21 protein-coding genes are annotated in these 20,020 nt (G+C 73.3%); 4 read left to right on the top strand and 17 right to left on the bottom strand.

The window, feature by feature from the left end; genetic code table 11:
* Positions 1–63: 63 nt before the first annotated feature.
* The 3 genes from ACZ58N_RS15830 to ACZ58N_RS15820 form a co-directional block, all read right to left on the bottom strand.
* Positions 64–1,695 (bottom strand): beta-N-acetylhexosaminidase, encoded by a 1,632-nt coding sequence (locus ACZ58N_RS15830; protein WP_471159435.1) that lies wholly within the window; start codon positions 1,693–1,695, stop codon positions 64–66.
* A gap of 80 nt (positions 1,696–1,775) precedes the next feature.
* On the bottom strand, positions 1,776–2,210 hold the full coding sequence (locus ACZ58N_RS15825; RefSeq protein WP_471159433.1) for a GlcG/HbpS family heme-binding protein: 435 nt from the start codon (positions 2,208–2,210) through the stop codon (positions 1,776–1,778).
* 46 nt (positions 2,211–2,256) lie between these two features.
* Entirely contained in the window at positions 2,257–3,483 is a 1,227-nt protein-coding gene (locus tag ACZ58N_RS15820) for an MFS transporter (protein ID WP_471159431.1), read from the bottom strand.
* Between the two features lie 246 nt (positions 3,484–3,729).
* Between ACZ58N_RS15820 and ACZ58N_RS15815 the strand changes: the two genes are divergently transcribed.
* Positions 3,730–4,191, top strand: a complete 462-nt coding sequence (locus tag ACZ58N_RS15815; protein ID WP_471159429.1) for a MarR family winged helix-turn-helix transcriptional regulator — start codon at positions 3,730–3,732, stop codon at positions 4,189–4,191.
* Between the two features lie 273 nt (positions 4,192–4,464).
* Here ACZ58N_RS15815 and ACZ58N_RS15810 read toward each other — a convergent pair whose 3' ends face one another.
* The 6 genes from ACZ58N_RS15810 to ACZ58N_RS15785 form a co-directional block, all read right to left on the bottom strand.
* On the bottom strand, positions 4,465–5,016 hold the full coding sequence (locus ACZ58N_RS15810) for a hypothetical protein (protein ID WP_471159427.1): 552 nt from the start codon (positions 5,014–5,016) through the stop codon (positions 4,465–4,467).
* Positions 5,013–5,696, bottom strand: a complete 684-nt coding sequence (locus ACZ58N_RS15805) for an RNA polymerase sigma factor (RefSeq protein WP_471159425.1) — start codon at positions 5,694–5,696, stop codon at positions 5,013–5,015. The genes ACZ58N_RS15810 and ACZ58N_RS15805 overlap by 4 nt, the downstream gene beginning before the upstream one ends.
* Before the next feature lie 8 nt (positions 5,697–5,704).
* The gene (locus ACZ58N_RS15800) at positions 5,705–6,181 is read right to left on the bottom strand and encodes an LAETG motif-containing sortase-dependent surface protein (RefSeq protein WP_471159423.1); all 477 of its coding nucleotides are present in this window, start codon (positions 6,179–6,181) and stop codon (positions 5,705–5,707) included.
* A gap of 223 nt (positions 6,182–6,404) precedes the next feature.
* Positions 6,405–7,316 carry a nitroreductase/quinone reductase family protein gene (locus tag ACZ58N_RS15795; RefSeq protein ID WP_471159421.1) on the bottom strand — a complete coding sequence of 304 codons (912 nt, stop codon included), beginning with the start codon at positions 7,314–7,316 and terminating at the stop codon, positions 6,405–6,407.
* Positions 7,317–7,733: 417 nt separating this feature from the next.
* Positions 7,734–8,363, bottom strand: a complete 630-nt coding sequence (locus ACZ58N_RS15790) for a class I SAM-dependent methyltransferase (RefSeq protein ID WP_471159419.1) — start codon at positions 8,361–8,363, stop codon at positions 7,734–7,736.
* A gap of 169 nt (positions 8,364–8,532) precedes the next feature.
* Positions 8,533–8,904 (bottom strand): YbjQ family protein, encoded by a 372-nt coding sequence (locus ACZ58N_RS15785; protein WP_281210661.1) that lies wholly within the window; start codon positions 8,902–8,904, stop codon positions 8,533–8,535.
* Between the two features lie 145 nt (positions 8,905–9,049).
* On the opposite strand from ACZ58N_RS15785, the gene ACZ58N_RS15780 reads away from it, so the two are divergent.
* Positions 9,050–9,784 (top strand): S66 peptidase family protein, encoded by a 735-nt coding sequence (locus ACZ58N_RS15780; RefSeq protein WP_471160120.1) that lies wholly within the window; start codon positions 9,050–9,052, stop codon positions 9,782–9,784.
* Positions 9,785–9,954: 170 nt separating this feature from the next.
* A complete protein-coding gene (locus tag ACZ58N_RS15775; protein ID WP_471159415.1) occupies positions 9,955–10,776 on the top strand; it encodes an SAM-dependent methyltransferase in 822 nt (273 codons plus the stop codon).
* Positions 10,777–10,783: 7 nt separating this feature from the next.
* On the opposite strand, the gene ACZ58N_RS15770 is transcribed toward ACZ58N_RS15775, so the two are convergent.
* The 4 genes from ACZ58N_RS15770 to ACZ58N_RS15755 all read right to left on the bottom strand — a co-directional run bounded on the left by ACZ58N_RS15770 (position 10,784) and on the right by ACZ58N_RS15755 (position 15,274).
* Positions 10,784–11,692 (bottom strand): helix-turn-helix domain-containing protein, encoded by a 909-nt coding sequence (locus ACZ58N_RS15770; protein WP_471159412.1) that lies wholly within the window; start codon positions 11,690–11,692, stop codon positions 10,784–10,786.
* Positions 11,693–11,817: 125 nt separating this feature from the next.
* The gene (locus ACZ58N_RS15765; RefSeq protein ID WP_471159411.1) at positions 11,818–12,051 is read right to left on the bottom strand and encodes a DUF397 domain-containing protein; all 234 of its coding nucleotides are present in this window, start codon (positions 12,049–12,051) and stop codon (positions 11,818–11,820) included.
* Between the two features lie 156 nt (positions 12,052–12,207).
* On the bottom strand, positions 12,208–14,370 hold the full coding sequence (locus tag ACZ58N_RS15760; protein ID WP_471159409.1) for a bifunctional serine/threonine-protein kinase/ABC transporter substrate-binding protein: 2,163 nt from the start codon (positions 14,368–14,370) through the stop codon (positions 12,208–12,210).
* A 37-nt stretch (positions 14,371–14,407) separates the two neighbouring features.
* The gene (locus ACZ58N_RS15755; protein WP_471159408.1) at positions 14,408–15,274 is read right to left on the bottom strand and encodes a hypothetical protein; all 867 of its coding nucleotides are present in this window, start codon (positions 15,272–15,274) and stop codon (positions 14,408–14,410) included.
* Between the two features lie 335 nt (positions 15,275–15,609).
* On the opposite strand from ACZ58N_RS15755, the gene ACZ58N_RS15750 reads away from it, so the two are divergent.
* Positions 15,610–16,113, top strand: a complete 504-nt coding sequence (locus ACZ58N_RS15750; protein WP_471159407.1) for a hypothetical protein — start codon at positions 15,610–15,612, stop codon at positions 16,111–16,113.
* A 9-nt stretch (positions 16,114–16,122) separates the two neighbouring features.
* Here the strand turns inward: ACZ58N_RS15750 and ACZ58N_RS15745 are convergent, their stop codons facing one another.
* The 4 genes from ACZ58N_RS15745 to ACZ58N_RS15730 all read right to left on the bottom strand — a co-directional run bounded on the left by ACZ58N_RS15745 (position 16,123) and on the right by ACZ58N_RS15730 (position 19,975).
* Positions 16,123–16,470 (bottom strand): NYN domain-containing protein, encoded by a 348-nt coding sequence (locus ACZ58N_RS15745; protein WP_471159405.1) that lies wholly within the window; start codon positions 16,468–16,470, stop codon positions 16,123–16,125.
* A gap of 11 nt (positions 16,471–16,481) precedes the next feature.
* On the bottom strand, positions 16,482–18,782 hold the full coding sequence (locus ACZ58N_RS15740; RefSeq protein WP_471159403.1) for a phosphatase domain-containing protein: 2,301 nt from the start codon (positions 18,780–18,782) through the stop codon (positions 16,482–16,484).
* Between the two features lie 57 nt (positions 18,783–18,839).
* Positions 18,840–19,466, bottom strand: a complete 627-nt coding sequence (locus tag ACZ58N_RS15735) for a Rossmann-fold NAD(P)-binding domain-containing protein (protein WP_471159401.1) — start codon at positions 19,464–19,466, stop codon at positions 18,840–18,842.
* Between the two features lie 74 nt (positions 19,467–19,540).
* Positions 19,541–19,975: a VOC family protein gene (locus ACZ58N_RS15730; protein ID WP_471159399.1), complete on the bottom strand. Its 435-nt coding sequence runs from the start codon at positions 19,973–19,975 to the stop codon at positions 19,541–19,543.
* Positions 19,976–20,020: the final 45 nt, after the last annotated feature.

The raw sequence follows: 20,020 nt of genomic DNA, 5'->3' as shown, positions 1-20,020 counted from the left end.
AGGCAGGGGGTAGCGCCGCGAGATTCACGGTTGGCGATTCGGGTGCTTCAAGCGCTACGGGCGCTACGGGGTCCGCAGGCGGTCGGCGAGGGCCTGGAAGCCGGTCCAGGGCTGCTGCGGGGGCCGCGCGTCCCAGACCTTCTGGGACAGGGCTGCCAGCGGCATCCGGATCCCGGCCGCCACCTGGGCGGGGGTCTGCGCACCGGCCAGATCGGCCCAGATGGCGAGCCGGGCACCGAGTATCTGCGGGTCGTAGCGGGCGGGCACGGCCGTGGTGCCGCGCAGGACCCGCGGGGTCCACTGCTCGTAGATGCGGCGGCCGGTGGGGTAGGTGAACTCGTTCGGCTCACCGAGCACGTAGTAGAGGTACTCGTCGTTGAGGTTGACGACCTCGCGGCCCGCGTCGAGGTACTCCAGCGGCGGCCGCGCGCCGATCTCCTTGCCGGTCCAGTACTCGGCCTGGATTTCCGGGGCCGCCGCGACCACTCCCCCGCGGAAGAACCCGTCGTTCCACGCCTTCAGGGCCTTGCCCGACGGGCGGACGACCGCCGCCCTGTCGTTCAGCCATCCCGCCGCGAGGTCCTGGACCCGGGCCGCGGGGCCGTAACGCTGCCGGGCGGCGGCCGCGAGCTGCGGGAAGGAGGCCTGCGGGTCGCGGACGACCAGGGCCTGGTATTCGTCGGCTCCCAGGTGCCAGGCTCCGGCGGGGAACAACGGGATGAACTCGCGCAGCAGTTCGTCCACCAGCTTGGCCGACGCCGGGTCGGATATGTCGACGGCGCCCTTGACGGCCTTGCCCTGCGCGTCGCGCAGTTGCAGGTTCGGATGGGCGCGCAGGACGGCGCCGAGGTGTCCGGGCGAGTCGATCTCGGGGACGACCGCGATGTGCAGCCGGGCGGCCAGCGCGGTGATCCGGCGGACCTCGTCCTTGGTGAGGTGGGGGGTGGAGACGATCTCGGGGTGACTGTCGGACTGGATCCGGAAGGCCTGGTCGTCGGAGAAGTGCAGGCCGAGCTGGTTGAGCTTGAGGTCGGCCATTTCGCGCAGCCGGTCCTCGATCCACTCGGGGGTGAAGTACTTGCGTGCGATGTCGAGGTTGAGGCCGCGCTGCGGTTTGGCCGGTGCGTCCTTGACGATGCCCTCCGGGGCGGATCCGGCGCCGCGCACCGCCTGCTTCAGGGTGCGGGTGCCGTAGAAGACGCCCGCCTCGTCGGGTCCGGATATGCGGACCCGACCGTCCCGGACGGTGAGGGTGTAGGACTCGGCTTGGCCGGAGCCCTTCGCACCGAGGTCCAGTTCGACGTCGCCGGACCTCACCTCGTCCGACTCCGCGTACCCGAGCTTCAGCTCGCCGGCGAGCAGCTTCCCCTCGTCGGCGAGGGCCGCGCTGTCGGCGGGGGCCACGACCACGCGCGAGCCGGCCGCGGGCTTCCAGCCGGGGCCCCGCGCGGCCTCGTGTTCCCGTACGGCCGGGACGGTGAGCGGCGCGGTGGACATCGGGTAGGAGGACGCCGGCGGGGGCGTCGGGTCGGGGGCGGCGCTCGTGGTGGTCGCGGAGGCTCCGGGACTGGCCGGGGCGGCGGGCGCGGTCCCGGAGGAGGCCGAGCACGCGGGCACCGCGAGGGTGACCAGGGCGGCGGCCGTTGCCGTCGCGATGGTCCTGCCTCTGCCGAACTTCCCGGTCGTCTGTCGCATGGTGTGCCCGTGTCCCCTCTACCAACCTGGCACGGGGGACACGGGCGCGCGACCCGGGACAGCCCTTGGGGCCTGTCGCCCTAGGCCAGGGCGTCGAGGGCGGCGGCGGCGAAGCCGTGGTCCTGGTCGGGGGCGCCGCCGCCGACGCCTATGGCGCCGATGAGCCGACCGTCGCGGTGGACGGGCAGGCCGCCCGCGATGAAGAGCAGCGGCCGGTCGAGGGCGGTGGGCAGGGTGTGGAAGGGCCCGCCGGGCCGGACCGCGTCGACGAGGTCGGCGGTGGGGGCGTCGAGCTGGAGGGCGGTGAAGGCCTTGCGGGTGCTGGTCTCGCCGGAGATCAGCACGGCCCGGTCGTCGCGGCGGAAGGCCAGCAGGTGGCCGCCCGCGTCGAGGACGCTGACGCTGACGGTGACGCCGGCCGCTTCGGCGGCGGCCCGGGCGGTGGCGACGAGCAGGTCGGCGTCTTCACCGGTCAGGGGGGTGACGGTGGTGCGGGCGGTGGTGGTGCCGGACATGCGGGGCTCCTGTGGTGTGTGTGGGGGGACGGAAGAAGTGGGACGGTCAGTGGTGGGCGGGCTGCGGTGCGGGCGCCGGCACCGGGGATCCGGCGACGACACGGTCCGTTCCCGCCGCGTCGCGGCGTGCCGTGCGGCGTTCCAGGGCACCGGAGACGACGGCGAGGACGAGCGCGGAGGCGGCGAGGACGGCGCCGACCCAGTTCGGCGCGGTCCAGCCGAGGCCGGCGGCGAGTACGACGCCGCCGAGCCAGGCGGCGAGGGCGTTGCCCAGGTTGAAGGCGCCGATGTTGACGGCGGAGGCCAGGGTGGGGGCGCCGGCGGCCTGGTCGAGGACCCGCTTCTGCAGCGGGGGGACGGTCGCGAACCCGAGGGCGCCGATGAGGACGATGGTGATCGCGGCTCCCGCCTTGCTGTGAGCGGTGAGCGTGAAGACGGCCAGTACGAGGGCCAGGGCGCCGAGGGACACGTACAGCATCGGCATCAGCGCGCGGTCGGCGAACCGGCCTCCGACGAGGTTCCCCGCGACCATGCCGAGGCCGAAGAGGACGAGCAGCCAGGTGACGGAGGTGTCGGCGAATCCGGCGACGTTGGTCATCATCGGGGTGATGTAGGTGATGGCGGCGAACACCCCGCCGAAGCCGAGAACGGTCATCGCCATGGCGAGCAGGACCTGGACGTTGCGGAACGCGGCGATCTCGTGCCGGATCCGTACGCCTTCGGGTCGGGGCAGTTCGGGGACCAGTCGCGCGATGCCGAGGAGTCCGAGGACGCCGAGCGCGGCGACGATCAGGAAGGTGACGCGCCAGCCGAGGCTCTGCCCGACGAGGGTGCCCAGCGGGACGCCGACGACGTTGGCGACGGTCAGGCCGGTGAACATCATGGCGATGGCGCCGGCCTTCTTCTCGGGGGCGACGAGCCCGGCGGCGACGACCGAGCCGATCCCGAAGAAGGCGCCGTGGGCGAGGGAGGCGACCACCCGTCCGGCGAGCATGAGGCCGAAGGTCGGGGCGAGCGCGGAGAGCACGTTGCCGACGATGAAGAGGCCCATCAGCAGCATGAGCATCCGCTTGCGGGGGACGCGGGTGCCGAGGACGGTCATCAGCGGGGCGCCGAGGACGACGCCGAGGGCGTAGCCCGTGACCAGCAGGCCGGCGGTGGGGATCGTCACGCCGTAGCCGGCGGCGACCTCGGGGAGCAGGCCCATGATCACGAATTCGGTGGTGCCGATCCCGAAGGCCCCGATGGCGAGGGCGAGGAGCGCGAGAGGCATGAGGGAGGTGCCCTTCAGGGTTCGAGTGAGGGGTGGGGACGGGGTGGATCGAGGCGTCCGGCGCGGCGCGGTCGGGCACGGGACGGCTCTCATATACGGCGGAAATAGTGCGTTCGCCGTTTGCCTTCGTCCACATTAATTGCAGACGCGGGATATTTGCAAGCGCGGGCTATTGCGGGAGTGACCTATCCTGGCGGTACGCGTCGGCGTCGTAGGGCGACGCCACCGGCAATCGACGGAGGAGCCATGACGGCCACGGACAGCGCACTGACCGCTCTCGCACAGGGCTGGTGCGCCCTCTCCCTCCTCCACGGCCGCATCGAGTCCCACATCGAGCGGGCGCTCCAGGCGGGCCACGGGCTGAGCGTGCGCGAGTACTCCTTGTTGGACGTCCTCAGTCGGCAGCACCAGGGCCCCGGCGGACACCTGCGCATGCACCAGGTCGCGGACTCGGTGGTGCTGAGCCAGAGCGCGACGACCCGCCTGGTCAGTCGGCTGGAGGACCGCGGCCTGCTGAACCGCTACATCTGCGACACCGACCGCCGGGGCATCTACACCGATGTCAGCGAAGCGGGCCTGACCCTCCTGTCCCGGGCCCGCCCCACCAACGACGCGGCCCTGCGCGAGGCCCTGGACGAGGCGGCGACCAACCCCGAACTGGCGCCCCTGGTCAAGGTGATCGAGGCGACCGGCTCGACCCGCGCCTAGGTCGTCCCTTTCGGATCCTGTCGGTCGGGCCCGCGTCGTCCGGCGCCGTGCATCGCAAGGCGGAGGAGCGCCCGTGTACTGGGCGCACTCGGGCGCTCCGACCATGCGGCGAGGTGCGGTGCCGGTCGGCGCCGGCCCGGCATGATCCGGAAGGGCGGCCCGGGACCCCGCCCCCGGACGGAACGCATCCGGCCCGACACGGCGCCGCACGCGCGGCCGCCCCGCACCCCGGCGGAGAGTCGGGGTGCGGGGCGGGACGGGGCGCCGCGGTGGTCAGGTCGCCGGTGCGCTCGGAGTGGCCGAGGGCTTGCCGGCCGAAGGGGCCGCGGTGGACGGCGGGACCGAGTTGGACGGCTTGATCACGGGCGTCCGCTGCGGCGTCGGAGCGGAGCCGGGCCCGGCGGTACCGCTCGGCGGGGTCCGGGACGGCACGGGCTTCCCCGAGGGGGTCGCCGAGGGCGACGGCACCGCACCCGGCTGGGAGGACGCCGGCGGCCGGCTCGGAGTCGGGGTGGGCTTCGGGGTGGGGCTCGGCGAGGTCAGCTCGGGCGGCGCGGCGGGCGGCACCGGTCGGGGCGCCACCGACTCGGGTCCGAGCGCGAGGTACCCGGCCAGGGCTGCCGCGGCCAACCCGGAAAACCCCGTGAAGACCCGGACCGAGCGGCGTCGCCACAGCGCGCGCACCGACGGCCGCCGCAGATGGGGACCCGGCGGGTCGGCCGGCCGGAGCCCGATGACGGTCACCTCGTCCGCCCGCGCGGCCAGGGCCTGCCGCAGTCGGTACTCCACGGGGCGTTCGCCGTCGTGGTGCTCCCTGCCCGTCATACCCGGCCCTCCAGAATCTTCTCCAGCGCGTCCAGACCGCGGCTGGCGTTCGACTTCACCGCTCCCCGGCTGATGCCGAGGGTGGTGGCGATCTCCGCCTCGCTCAGATCGGCCCAGTAGCGCAGCACCAGCACCTGGCGGCGGCGCGGGGACAGCCCGCGGAGCGCGGCGAGCACCTCCCGGTGCGCCTCCCCCCACACGACCGACGCCTCGGCCGAGGGCATGTCCGCCGTCACCGGCGGCACCCAGGCCCGCGCGGTGCGCCTGCGACGCAGCACGGAGCGCGAGGTGTTCACCACCGAGGTCCGCAGGTAGCCCAGTGCGTTGTCCACCTCCGTGATCTGTTCTCCGTACCGGCGGTACAGGGCGGTGAAGGCGTCCTGGACCACGTCCTCGGCGGTGGCCACGTCGTCCACGAGGAGCACTGCCAGGCGCACCATGCCCAGCCGGTGCGCGTGGTAGAGCTCGCTGACGGTCGGCCGGGGCGGGGGCAGATCCGGGCCGTGCGTCCCGTCGTCGTCGAAGTGCCGGGCGTGCCCGTACGTGTACGCGTACGGGCGCGTCCCGGGATCGGCCGGCGGGGCGGAACGGTCGCTGCGCGAGAGCCACCACCACAAGCCCCGCCACGCCCGGGCGAAGCCGGGCGTGAGGGGGCCGATGGTTGGTGCGAGGTCGAGCACGTGGATCCTCAGTTGGCGGTGCGGCGCCGTACGGCGTACAGGGCTCCGCCACCGACGGCGACGAGCCCGGCCGCTCCCGCGCCGAGGGCGACGGTGGTCGCCGAGGAGCCAGTATGCGCCAGCTCGGATCCACCGGGAGTCGCGGAGGGCGTCGCCGACGGCGCGGTAGCGGGGGCGGTCGGCTTCGCGCCGGACGGAGCACTGGCGCTCGGGGTCGGCTTCGGGCTCGTCGGGGCGGTCGGCTTGGCACTCGCGGGCACGCTGGCCGACGGGGTCGGCTTCGCGCCGGCGGGGGCGGTCGCGCTCGGGCTCGGCACGGAGCTGGGCGCGGCGCTCGGGGTGGCGCTGGCGGTGGGCACCGGTGCGCCGGCCGCACCCTGCGCGGCGAAGGCCGGCCCGCCGAGGACGACGGCCGCACCCGCGGCGACGGCCACGGCCACGGCCGCCCGGCGGGCGGAGAGGGGGGCGCGCTTGATGTTCTTCACAGTGGTTCTCCACGGTCGGGTCGAGGGCGCTCAACTACGCCCTTCACCCCCGCACGACGCGCGAAGGTCCGATCGGTTGCCGCCGTTTCCGAAAAACTTTTCGGGACCGTCTCCGGAGCGCGGTCCGATCGCTTCCCGTACGCGGTCGGCGAACCGGTGCGCCGCTGCTCGAAGGCCGGCCACCGGCCCCGCTCCCCCTGCCCCTGCCCCTCTGCCCCTGCGCTCAGTCGCGGCCCGGCGGCTGCGGCGGCCAGGGGATCTCGGCGAGCAGCGGGACGAGTTCCGCCTCCTCGTGGTCGAGGTGCGCGGTCAGCTCGGCCGTCATCCGAGCCAACTCCCTTCGGAACAGCTCCGGTTCGGCGATGTGGACGCCGTCCAGGAGGGCAACGAGAGCGCCCTGGATCCGGGCGAGTTCCTCGTGTTCCCGCCGCAACCGGGCGAACGTGCCGGCCAGGTGCGGGTGGTGGGGGGCCATGCCGGGGAACAGGTGGTCGTCCTCGCTGGTGTGGTGGAACGCCAGGGCCTGGCAGAACGCGAGGCAGCGCTGCCGGATCTGCAGGCCGAGGCCCGGCGGCGGCCCGTCCGGGCCGGTGTGCGAGGCGCGGGCGGCGAAGTGGGCCTCGGTCTCGTCGCTCACGTGGTGCAGTTGCGCCCGCAGCCAGGTGTGGACCTCCATGACCTTGGCCGCGAGGTCGCGGACCTCACCGGGTGCCTGCCATCCGTCGGGATCGGCCGGTCCGAGGACCACCACGGGCAGGATCCGGTCGGTGTGGTCCTGGTAGTCGCCGTACCCGGGTTCGGCGGCGAGCACGTGGGCGAAGAGCTCGTCACGGCGGGCCGCCTCGGCCGGGACGGCGAGGGCCTCGAAGGTGTCGGCGCCGAGCTCCACCCGCACCTGGGGATGGGCGAGGAGGTTGTGGTACCAGTCGGGGTGGCGCGGGGCGCCGAGGTTGGAGGCGACGACGAGCAGCCCCTCCGGGTGGCGGACGAAGCCGAGCGGCGTGGTCCGCTCGGCACCCGACCTGGCGCCGGTGGTGGTCAGCAGGAGGAGTTCCGACCCCTCGAACGGGCCGCCCACCTTCCCCTCGTGGGCTCGGAACTCCTCGATGACGGACTGGTTGAAGGACGTGGGCACGGTGGTTCGCCTCTCGGGGCAGGAGTGGGCACGCCGCCGGGCCCGCGGGGCGTACCCGGGGCGGGGCGTGCGGAAGGACGACCCGGACGGACGCCGAACGGCGCTGCGGCGGCGCAGGGCCGCGGGGCGTACCGGGTGGTGGAGGTGGGGTGCTACGGAGCTGCGCGCGGCCGGTGTACGGCCACGAACGCGTCAGCTGCGGGGCGCGGAGTTCTGACTCAAGGCGCGTCCTCGGATGTGAAGGGTGTTCGCCCGATCACCGGCCGGCCCACTGCTCTGTGGCCGGAGTCACGCGACACCGCTTCCCATTAGACGTACCGGGTAGCCCCCTGTCAAGATCGATGATCTTGTCGAAGTCCGTGGTGACCCCCGGCCCTGCCGTGGCCGGTGCCGGGGGGCGGACGCCCCCCGGGCCGCTCAGGCCGGGCGGCGCGCGAAGCAGAAGAGGTGCTCCTCGGGGCCCGCGAGCGGGTCCGCGGGCGTGAACAAGGCCGTGTGGTGGCGCAGCACGTCCAGTCCCGCCTCCGCGAGCAGTGAGAGGTGGTGCTCCGTGGAGAGGCTGCTGACGGTGACGGGGTGGCCCATCCACTCGATGTCCAGGCCCCGGATGTCGCCGGGCACCGTGCCCAGTACGAGGTAGCCACCCGGCACGACCCAGGACGCCATGCGGCGCAGGGCGGCCGCGATGTCCGGCTGGTCCATGACCAGCAGCGGGAAGAAGGAGCAGACGGCGTCGTACCGGCCCGGCTCCGGCACGTACGTGCGTACGTCGGCCTGCTCGAAGCGGGCCCCGGGGACCCGGGCGCGGGCCGCTTCGACCATGGCCGCCGAGACGTCGATGCCGGTCACGGCGTGGCCGGCCCGGGCGAGCACCTCGGCGGTGGGCCGGCCGGTGCCGCTTCCGACGTCGAGGACCCGGGCGCCCGCGGGGAGCCGGTCCGCGAGCCAGTCGAGGGCTTCGAGCTGGCCGGGTACCCGTCCGAACAGGTCGTCGTACCGCTCCCCCAGTGCGTCGAACACCTCTGCCGCTGACTTGCGTCGGGTCATGGCGCCTCCTCGTCTCGGGAGGCCACCGTACCGAGGGGTCGGCGTCGGGCGGGGGGGCCTTGTGAAGTCCGGAGGTCGGAGCCGGTGGCCGACGTCGGCTGCGGCGAGGGGAGGTCCGGCTTCCCGGCGCGGAAGGGGGTTCACGGCCTCCGGGCCGAACGCGCCCCGGTCAGGAGCCGGGCACCAGCACGACGGCCGTACCGTAGGCGCACACCTCGGTGCCGACGTCGGCGGCCTCCGTGACGTCGAATCGCATCATCAGCACCGCGTTCGCGCCGCGCGCCTTGGCCTGGTCGATGAGCCGGTCCATGGCCTGGTTTCGGGTTTCGACGAGGGTCTTGGTCAGGCCCTTCAACTCCCCGCCGATCATGGACTTCAAGCCCGCGCCGATCTGGCTGCCCAGGTGCCGGGAGCGCACCGTGAGCCCGAAGACCTCCCCGATGACCTGCTCGACCCGGTACCCGGGGACGTCGTTGGTCGTGACCACCAGTACGCCGGTCTGCTGGGCGCCGGGCCCACCGCCATAGTCTTCGATACCCATGGGCCCACTGTGGCGCCACCCCGGCCGCCCCGCATCCGCAAACCCGCACCGGACCGCACACCCGTTCGCTCCGGCGGTCTTCGGGCGGCCCCCCGAAGACGTCGGAGGGGCGGGCCCCGGCCTCGTCCACGATCGCCCGATGACCATGATCGCGCCCGTCCACCCGGCCAAGCCCCGCCCCGGCGACCTGGTCGCGGTGGTGTCCCCCTCGTCCGGGCTGCCCGGGCTGTTCCCGTTGCCGTACGAGCTGGGCCTGCGCAGGCTCCGGGAGGAGTTCGGGCTGCGGACCGTCGAGTACCCGACGACCCGGCGCATGGGCGCGACGCCCGCGGACCGGGCCGCGGACCTCCACGCGGCCTTCGCGGACCCCGAGGTCAAAGCCGTGATCGCCAGTATCGGGGGCGACGACCAGATCACGGTCCTGCCGCACCTGGACCGCGAACTGCCGCGCGCCCACCCCAAGCCCTTCTTCGGCTACAGCGACAACACCAACCCGCTGCTCTTCCTGGGGGACCTCGGCATGGTCACCTATCACGGCCGGGTCCTGTTCCTGGAGACCTCGGAGGAGATGCCGGGCGCCGAGGAGGTCCACCGCGTGCTGCGGAGCATGGGCGAACGCGGTCTCCTGCGGCAGTTCCCCGCCCTGTTGATGGGCCGGGCCAAGAGCTGGTCGTTCGACCACCCCCTCGACGCCGCGGAGGGGGCCCGCTTCCGGCAGCGACAGCGGGATGCCGTCCTGCGGGCCCTGCGGGAGTACGCCCCGGACACGATGGCCGTGTTCGACGTCGACCTCGGCCACACCGACCCTCAGCTAGTGGTCCCCGTCGGCGGAAACATCCGGGTGGACGGCCCGGCGCGGCGGATCGTCGTCACCTACTGAGCCGTCTTCCGGCCGGCGGGCACCCTCCGCCGGACACCGGGCCGGCCGGAAACCTGCGGAGGACCGCAGGACCGGTCGAAAGCCGGTACGGGTCATTGGCAGGGGGACCGGCTGCTCCTACCATGGCCCGGTTCCACGGCACAGGCCCGACAGGGCCACGAGGAGGGCACATGGACTTAGGGCAGAACCCCCAGCCACCCGTGATCGACATGCACACCCCGAGCGTGGCGCGGATGTACGACTGGCTGCTGGGCGGCGTGGAGAACTACGACAGCGACCGCACGGCCTGCGCCAAACTGCTGGAGATCGCACCCAGCACCCAACTCCTGGCCCGGAACAACCGGGCGTTCCTCACCCGGGTCGTGCGGACCCTCGTCGAGGACTACGGCATCCGGCAGTTCCTCGACCACGGATCCGGCCTCCCCACCCAGGACAACGTCCACGAGGTGGCCCAGCGCGTCGATCCCCGCTGCAAGGTCGCCTACGTCGACAACGATCCGATGGTCCTCGCGCACGCCCAGACGACCCTCCACGACAACGCGGGCACCCTGGTCATCTCCCGGGACATGCGCGACACCGCCTCGATCCGGCGGGCGACGGACACCTTCCTGGACTGGGGGGCGCCGATGGCCGCCCTGTTCGTATCGGTCCTGCACTGCATTCCCGACACCGGTGACGAGATGGATCCCGCGGCGGTCGTGCGCCGGACCGCGGCCATGCTGCCGCCGGGCAGCTTCATGGTGATCTGCCAACTCGTCAGCGACGATCCGGTCGTGCGCGAGGACGTGACCCGCCTCATGGACGTGAGCACGCACGGGCATTGGGGCCGGGTGCGCGAAACCCACGAGGTCGAAAAGTACTTCGACGGTCTGGACATCCTCGAACCACGCCTCGTCGACGTGGTGGACTGGCGACCGGACAGCACTCCCCCGCCGGCCGAACTCCGGCCGAGGGACTGGGTCGAGTGGGGCGGCGTGGGCCGCCTGCGCTGACCCCGGTTCAGCGGAAGGCCTCCAGCGCCTCGACGACCAGTTCCCGGCTGCGGTCCCTGGAGGCCGCCGCGACCCGCAGGTTGCTCAGCGCGTTGCGGTGGTCGTCCAGGGCCCGCGGCCGGGTCACGTAGTTCGCGCCGTTGATGTGCTCGACGTACGCCAGCTCGCCGGGTCCGCCGTCGCGGAACTTCAGGTGGGTGATCGGGTAGGGCGGCGCGGCGACGTACCCCGACGTCATGTCGAGGATGCGGATGTTGACCCTGGCGGTGTCACCTGCACTGAGCAGGTACGACAGCTGCTCGCGCATCACCTCCGCGCTGCCGCAGCGGCGTTTCAGGACGCCCTGGTCGAGCAGCACGGTCAGCCGCGGCACCTCGCCCTCCATGAGTCGCAGACGGCGCTGCGTCCGAAGCTGTACGACCCGGACGATCTCCTCGTGCGGGGCACTGGGCATGACGGCCCTGACCATGTGCGCGGCGTAGTCGGGTGTTTGCAGGATGCCCGGGACCACGAGGTTCTCGTAGAGGCAGATCTCCTCGGCGTCGCCCTCCAGTTGGATGAGGCGCCTGAGGTATCCGGGGGTCACGTCGCTGTACTGCTCGTACCACTCGCAGTCCTGGGCGAACTCCAGGAGCCGTTCGAGGGTTCGCGTCTCCTCGGCGTCCAGTCCGTAGTGTCGGGCCAGGTCCAGGACGTCCTTGGGCTTGGGAGGGCTCTCGCCCCGCTCCAGACGACTGATCTTCGAAACGGACCCGCGGATGACGGGAGCCACGTCCCGCAGGGTGAGACCGCGGTCCTCACGGAACCCCCGCAGCGCCTGACCCAGGACACGGCCGGCCGCCGCCCGGCCCGGTTCTCTGCCCAGCGGTAATACCGGGGCGACCTGATCGGGCAGCGGCTCGGGGAGAGCGGACATGTGAACTCCTATACGACCGGGGCGGGTCCCCGCCCTCAGAATGGAGTCCCTCCAGCCGACCGTCCAAGCTTTGGCCTACGATTTAGCCCGGAATTCAGCCTGCGGAACGGCCCGGAGTCCGGCCGTCATCCCGTCAGATCGTCGAACTCGGATCGCTTCACTCCGTCGACGAACGCCTCGATCTCGGCCGCCGTGAACACCAGCGCGGGCCCGTCGGGGAAACGCGAGTTCCGCATCGCCACACCTCCGCCGTCGAGCGCGGCGACCTCCACGCAGTTGCCGTTGCCCACGCTGGCACTGCTCTTCACCCACGTCACGTCGGGAATCTCGCTCGCCACGACCCCATTGCGTAACTGCATGTTCGGTCCCCTTCTCCTCGGACGGGCATGATCACGCAATCCCATATGGGATTGCACGACAAGCACTTACGAGAATGCTAGCCACGCACGGGACGAACGGGAGTCCCCCGAAAGGGTGCTCGCATATCGGCCAGGACCGGCCGGTTCTCTCCGCCGTCACGCGGGCCAGACCGTCTGCCGGTCCCCGAGCAGGCGGAACCGGCCCGAGGACACCGTGTAGAAGTGCAGGCCCCCGTCGCCGGTGAAGGTGCCGTTCGCCGCTTCGAAGGCGTACTTCTTCGACACCCCCTCGTACGTCGTCGCGCGCACCGTCGCCAGCAGGTCCCCGCGCTCCACCCGGTCGCGGCCCAAACCCTGCGCGCATCGGGCCAGCAGGTGCACGGCGTCGTAGGCCTCCGCCGCGTGCAGCGGGGCCGGGCCGCCGTGCCGGGCCCGGTAGGCGTTGTCGAAGGCCCGGGCCGCGGGAGCCGAGGCGGGATCCACCGCGGTGGAGACGACCAGCCAGCCCTCCGCGCTCCCGGCCGCCTCCGCGAGGAACAGCGGGTCGTGCACCGCCCGGGTGCCGATGACCCTGCCCCGGTGGCCGGTTGCGGCCAGGGCGCGGGCGAGGCGGGCAGCGCCGACGGGTCCGCCCCCGTAGAGGACCGCCCCGGCCCCGGCGGCGTCGCGGGCGACTGCCGTGTGGTCCGCGTCCGCCGCCACCGTCGCCGGGGTCACGGGGCGCTTGCCCGCGCGCAGGGCCTCGCTGAGGGCGCGGGTGGTCTGCCAGCCGTACGGGGTGCCGTCGTCCACGATCATCGTCGTGCCGCGGTCGCGCGCGGTCAGGTACTCCACGACGGGTCTCATCTGGTAGGCGTCGTTGGGGCGCAGGCAGGTGAAGACGCGGTTGATGCGTGTGGTGTCCCCGTCGGAGGCGCTGAGGAGGGGCAGGCCCGCCCGGTCGTACCGGGTGAGCGCGGCGGCGACGGCCGGGCCCGCGGTGGCCGCGAGCACGGCCACCACCGAGGTGTCGGCGGCGAAGCGCTCGGCCGCCGCGGCGGCGGGACCGGCGGCGCCCTGGTCGTCGGCCTCGGACAGCCGGTAGGCGAAGGGGAGTTCGGTACGGGCGGTGAGTTCCTCCACCGCCAGCCGGGCGCCGTCCCGCTGGGCCTCGCCGACGGCCCGGCCCGGGCCGGTCAGGTCCGCCTGGAGCCCGATGGTGAGGGTGGGCCGCTCGGGGCGGGGCTCGGGCTCCTGGGGCGGATCCGGTCGCCGTGCGAACCAGGCGGCCGTGCCCCCGCCGCCCGTCAGGGTCAGGGCGGCCGCGGCGAGGACGGTCCGGCGGCGCGGGGAGGGGCCCGCCGTGGCGGCTCCGGTCGGGGCCGCGTCGACGGGTGCCGCCGTCGGTGCGTCCGCAAGGGCGCCGGTGCCGGGCACCGGCGTCGTCCGCCGGGTCGGTTCGATGTCGGGGAGTTGCAGCATCCGCGCCGAGCGTTCCGCGATCAGCTGGAGCAGCGGCGCGGGCAGCCAGGGGCCGGGCGCGTCCCCGGTCATGGCCAGGCGCAGTTCCTCGGCCGTCGGGCGGTCGGCCGGGGCCTTGGCGAGGCAGGCCGCGATGAGGGGCAGCAGGTCGTGGGGGATCCCGGTGGTGTCGGCGGTGTCGTGGACGGTGCGGAAGAGCATGGCCTCGACGGGGCCCGATCCGAACGGTCGGCGCCCGGTGGCCGCGTACGCCAACACGCAGCCCAGCGCGAAGATGTCGCTCGGCGGACCGATGTGGCCTCCCTGGGCCTGCTCCGGGGACAGGAAGCCCGGGGAGCCGATGACCACGTCGGTGGCGGTCAGCACGGTGTCGTCCAGGGCCCGGGCGATGCCGAAGTCGATGAGGCGGGGTCCGTCGGTGGCGAGCAGGACGTTCGCCGGCTTGACGTCGCGGTGCACCAGGCCGGCGCCGTGCACGGCGCCGAGGGCCTCCGCCAGCCGTGCCCCGAGGAGGCGCACGCTGTCGGGCGGCAGTCCACCGGCCCGGGCGACGGCGTCGCTGAGCGGCGGTCCGGGCACGAACTCCGTGGCGAGCCACGGCGCGGGGGCCTCCGTGTCGGCGTCGACGACCGGCACGGCCCAAGGGCTGCGCACCCGGCGGGCGATGGCCACCTCCCGGCGGAAGCGCACCCGGAAGGCGGGGTCGTCGGCGTACTCGGCGCGGACGAGTTTGACGGCGGCGAGGGCTCCGCCCGCGGAGCGGCCGAGCAGGACGACGCCCATGCCGCCCGCGCCCAGACGACCGAGGATGCGGTAGCCGCCGATCCGGGCGGGATCGGTGGCGTGCAGGGGCTGCATCAGCGGTCGCTCCCGACCCGTGCGTCGGCTCGGAGGGTCACTTCAGCTCCAGTTCGATCCGGTACAGGGCCTTCGCCCCGCCCTCGGCGGCCAGCATCAGCAGGTCGCGGGTCTCGTACCCCTGCGCCCCCTTGACGGAGAGGGCCATCACGACGCTCCCGATCCGGGACTTGGTCCACACGTAGCCCTGGGGTGCGCCGGGGCCGCCCGCTTCGGCCGAGAGGTACTTCCCGGACTCGAACATCGAGGCGTCGGCGTTCAGGACCGACTCCTTCGGCTGGTGCATGGACATCAGGCCGCGCAGGAACTGCCCGCCGCCCAGGTCCTGGTCGGGGCAGCGGAAGCTCTGCTGCACCGTGTCCTGCATGTCGCGGTCGGCGGCGGCCACGTCGCTGTGCACGGTGAGCGTCACCGAGCCGAGTACCCGGCCCTTGCCGTCCTTGGCCGGCATGTCGATCCGCCGGGTGTAGCTGTCGAGCACGTCGGCGGGCATCGGTCCGCGCGACCAGGCGCAGTCGGCCGACAGGACCGGCCGGTCCCCGCCGCCCTCGTACGGATCGTGCCGGACCAGGCCGGCCGACCAGGAGTCCGGGTCCAGCGCGGCGGCCCGGGTGAACCGGCGCGCCTCCTCGGCGGTGCGCGGGACGCGCGCCGGGTCGGGCGTGAAGGTGTAGGCCGTCGGTAGCGTCCCGGGGGCCGTGGACCCCGAGGGGACCGGCACGGGCGTCCCGGCGGGAGGACCGCCCGCGGTCGTCGCGGAGGGCGTGGCCGGGGCGGCCGTCCCGGAGGGTCCGGGCCCCGGTTCCGTCCCGCCGGCTCCCTTGCCGCACCCCGTCAGGAGCAGGGACGCCACGAGCGCCCCGCCCAGCACCCCTGTTCCCGACAACGTCCTCGCTCGACGCATGACCCGCCCCCTGAACTCCCGTCGGTTCCCCCGCTGCGCACACCGTAGCCGGCGCGGGCGGTCGGCCGCCTGAGTACGTGAGCCCAATCACCTGAGTAGGAGGCGCGGTTGTCGCCGCCGGGAACGACGGTCCAGGCTGCGGGCGGGGCCGGAGGGCGCCGGATCCGCCCCCCGACCCCCGAACTCGGTCGCATATTGGGCATATCGGGCTAAAGGGCGGTGCGTCGGCCGGGTCCGGCGGCGTCACCTCGCCATAGTCGTCCCTGGCAGCCGCCTGGTTGCCGCCCCGCGCCGCGCGACGCGGCCGGGCGGAAGTCTTCGTAGAGGAGCGGCTCATGCTGAAGCCCACCAGGACCATCCTCGCTCTCGCCACCGGAAGCCTGGTGCTCGGTCTGGTCGGTGCGGGCCTCGCCGTCGCCGACGACGGTCCGTCCTTCGACCAGCCCTCGCAGGGGGACATGTACGACGACGTCCAGACCGGCGGCCCGGTCGTCTACCCCAAGCCGCGCAACGCCCTGGGCAAGGTCGTCTCCCGCGGCGCGCTGAAGGTCCGCAGCAAGCCGAGCACGCGCGGGTACGAGCTGGGCAAGGTGTACCCGAACCAGAAGCTGGCGATCGAGTGCAAGCAGCGCGGTGAGCGCGTCGACGGCAACGACCTCTGGTACCGCCTCGACCGCAAGGACCGCGAGGAGGACATGAACGGCAACGAGCCGGTCGCCCGCGAGGACTCCGACGGCGGGCGCGGCGACGAGCGCCGCATGGACCACAAGGACCGCAGGGAGGCCTGGGTCTCCGCCCGTTACGTCGACAACATCACGCCCGTGAAGTGGTGCCGCTGACCGTCCCGGTCACTCCTGCGGGCGTACGCTGCGGGGGCCCCGGCACTCGGCTCCGTACGCCCGCACCCGCTCGCGCAGTTCCCGGTCCGCCGTGACCACGACGCAGCCGCGGCCCGCGCGGGCCGCGGCCAGTTCGACGATCCGGTCGTCGCCGCTCCCCGGCGCCTCGTCGACCCGAACGCCGGGCACGGACGCGACGCCCCGGGCGGCGCCCTCGACGACGAGGATGATCTCCTCCCCGGCGTCCCGCAGCGCGAGCCGGTCGCGCAGCCGCTCGGCGGCCGCGCGCCGGTCCCGCCACCAGCCGTCGGGGACGGACCCCACCACGTTCGCGGCGTCCACGATGAGGACCGTCACGGCGTCACCCCTCAGAAGTCGCCGTAGTTGACCTGCCAGGTCGGCAGGCCCATCCGCCGCCAGACCGCGACCACGCGGTCCCGGTCGTCGAGCGAGACGCGCACGGCGAAGCGGTCGCGCACGTGCGCGTCGAAGAGCTCCGCCTTGACCACGTCGTCACGGCGCGTGTCCCCGGCGGCCCGCATCCACAGCTCGTCGTAGGGCACCCGGTGGGCCCTCAGCCAGGACTCCGTCTGCGGACGGTGTTCCTCACCGCGCCCCGACAGCAGCACGATGGTGTCGCCGTCGGCACGCCGGAAGGCGTCGAGCGCGTGCCGCACGGACTCGTTGAGCAGGTCGAGCTCACAGCGCGAGAAGTCGTACGGTCCCCGGTTTCCGATCAGGGCCAGGGTCCCGTCGATGTCGCACATGACGGCCGGGGGCAGTGCCGGGTCGGGGACGTACGGCCGCACCGCCGGCAGGGCCGCGCCGCCGGATCCGCCGTTCATCCATTCCGCCGTGAGCCGCCAGCCGCCCTTGCGGGCCTTCTGGTGCTTGTCCGCGAGGATCCGGATGATCTCCTCGCCGACCTGGCGCTCCCGGGCCGCGTCGCGGCGCAGGCACTCCTCCAGGGGCACGTCGGTGAAGTCGTGCACGACGAAGGTGGCGAGGCCGCCGACCGCCGCCTTGAGCCGCTTCGGGATGTTCTTCGTCAGGTGGGTGTTGTCGACGACCACGTCGAACCCGCCGTCGACGGCGGCGCGGACGGCCGCGTCCTGCACCTCCAGGACGGTCTGCTCGTGCGCGAAGGACCGGCCCCGCTCGGGGTCCGGCAGGTCGAGCATGGCCCGCAGGTCGTCCAGGTTGACGCGGCGCATCCGCCCGCCCGACCGCGCCTGCAGGGCGCGGGCGGCGGTCGTCTTGCCGGAGGCGGGCAGACCCGTCATGACGTGCACGACGGGCAGCACGGCGTCACCGTCCGCCGGGGCGTCCGCCGCTTCCCGCGGAGCGGCCCCGCGCGGAGCGGAGTTCCGCACGACGGGGGCCGCCCGTCGGGCCGCGGCCGGCGCGTCGGCACGGGAGGGGTCCCCGGGCACGGGGCGGGGCGTCCGCGCGGGCCCCTCCGCGTCCTCCTCGTCGGTGGTGTGGGCGTCGGCCACGTCGGGCCGTACGTGGCGCCAACTGGTGAGTTCGGTGGAGCGGCCGTCGAGCCGCGTGAACATCGCCGGTCGGACGTCCCGGTTCGGCAGTTCCTTGACGGCGCGGGCGAAGGCTCCCCGGTCTGCGGTGAGGTGCGCGAGGCTCGCGTAGGCCTCGTCGATGGCCCGCTCGTGGTCCGCGGCCTGCTGCTCCAGGCGGACGATCACCTCGCGGACCCACGCGTCGAACTCGTCGGGCACCTGCTCCAGCAGGGCGTCCAGCGGCTTGCCGCCCGAGGCCTCGATGTCGGCGACGGTGCAGTTGAGGCCTTGCGCGAGCAGCTTGACGGGAACCCCGGCGAACCGCTGGATGCCGTGGCCGCGCCAGATGTCGCGTTCGTTGACACCGGTGAGGACGTGGTGGAGGCGCACGTACTCGGAGAGCTTGGCCTTGGCGCGCACGCCGGACGCGAAGCGCAGGACGAAGCCCTCCGCGTCGGTGCCGGTGGCGGGCGCGCCGCCGGGCATGGTGTTGGACTCCGTCAGCGCCATCAGTTCGGCGAGGGGCATGGCGGGCCACACCTTGACGACGGAGCCGACGCTCTCCCAGTCGGCGGCGGCCTCGGTGAGCGGGACCTCGGTGCCGTCCGGGCCGAAGGCGGCGAGGAGGACGAGGTCCCGGCGGTCCCCGTAGTTCACGACGATGCGGTTCTGCGGGTACAGGATCTCGGCGAGGTAGGTGACGCCGGGGCGCAGCGCGGTGGTGTCCTTGTCGTCGAGGCGCCGCTGGGCCCAGGTGGCCTGGGCACTGACGAAGGACCCCTTGGAGGCGACCCGCCAGCGGCCCGCGTAGTGGAAGACCACGGCGAGGCTGCCGTCGACCTTGTCGTACACCTCGAACGGCTCGTCCGGGAGGGCGGGCGCGTACGGCATGCCCGCCTCGTGCTCGCCGACGTTGAAGAACTTCGGCAGCGGCAGGGCGACGACCGCGCCGGTGCTGTCGTCCGCCACGAGTCCGCGGCAGCGCGTGGTGACCTGGTTCCAGACGCCTTCGTACTGGGCCGACCTGGTGTAGGTGTAGATCGACAGCGGCAGCTCGGGATGCGGCTTGCGGGTGACGTACCCGGCGGCGATCGACTCGGCCAGTGCCTGCGCGGGCACCAGGTCATGCAGAGTCAGGTGGTCCTGGCTCATGGGTTCCTCCCGGTTCGAGATGGCTCATTCTCGCCTGCGGGAGGGAGTGCCCGGTAGTCAATTATGCCTGGTGGGGGCGGCGCCCAGGCGGTTGATGTCACGGGGGCGCAGGATGCGGCCGGGGGCCTCGGCACCGGCCGCGACGGCGATCATGGCACGGCCGAGGTCGTCGGTGGTGGTGACGAGGTCCGGCGCGATCCGCCGGAGCACCACGATGAGTGGTGCGGTGACCGCGTAGAGGGTCCGGTGGAGCCGGGTCTTCGAGGGCACCCCGCGCACGGGTTGGACGATCCCGGGGCGGAACACGCGGGCGCGGAAGGGGAGTTCCAGGAGGTCGTTCTCGGTCCGGCCCTTGACCCGGGCCAACATGGAACGCCCCCGGCCGGTGCTGTCGGTGCCCTCCCCCGAGACGTGGACGAAGGTGAGCCGGGGGTTGGCGGCGGCGAGCGGCCGGGCCACGGCGAGCGTGAGGTCGTGGGTAACGCGGCGGTAGGCCTCATCCTCCATGCCGACGGAGGAGACGCCAAGGCAGAAGAAGCAGGCGTCGTAACCGGGGAGCTCGGCGGCGAGGTCCGACAGGTCGGACGGGTCGGGCCGGACGACCTCACGCAGCTTGGGTGGCTCACGCCGAGCGGGGTTCGCCCGATGGCCAGGACGCGGGTGACGGCGTCGTCGCGCAGGCATGCGCGCAGCACGCCCGCCCGATCGTTCCGGTTCAACCGAGGAGGATGACGTTCACGCGGGGAGCCTACGGCCCGTCAGTAGGTGATGCAGAGTTCGTTGCCCTCCGGATCGGCGAGGGTGGTCCAGCGGAAGGGGCCCTGGTTGCCCTCGTGGAGGTGGGTCGCGCCCATGGCGAGGAGTCGCTCGACGACGCCCTTCGGGTCGTCCTCCCCGATGCGGACGTCTAGGTGGACGCGGTTCTTCACGGTCTTGGGCTCCGGTACCCGCTGGAACAGGACGCGCGGCGCGTGTTCGGGTCCCTCGGGGTGGCGGATCGCGGCTCCGACCTTCCAGACCAGCGTGCCGCGGTGGGTCGTCGTGTCCTCGTCGGTCGCGTGTCCGGCCGCGATCACGCCGCGGATGAACTGTTCGTCGCTGGGCTCCACTTCCCAGCCGAGGGCCTCGGCCCACCAGTCGGCGAGCGGGTGGGGGTCCGTGGAGTCGATCGTCACCTGGAACGTGTACGCCATGCCGGGACCCTAACCGAGCGTGTCCGCGGCCCGCCACCGGAAGCG

The sequence above is a fragment of the Streptomyces sp. NPDC040432 genome, assembly GCF_055595445.1.
This window is presented reverse-complemented; position numbering and strand designations above follow the sequence as displayed.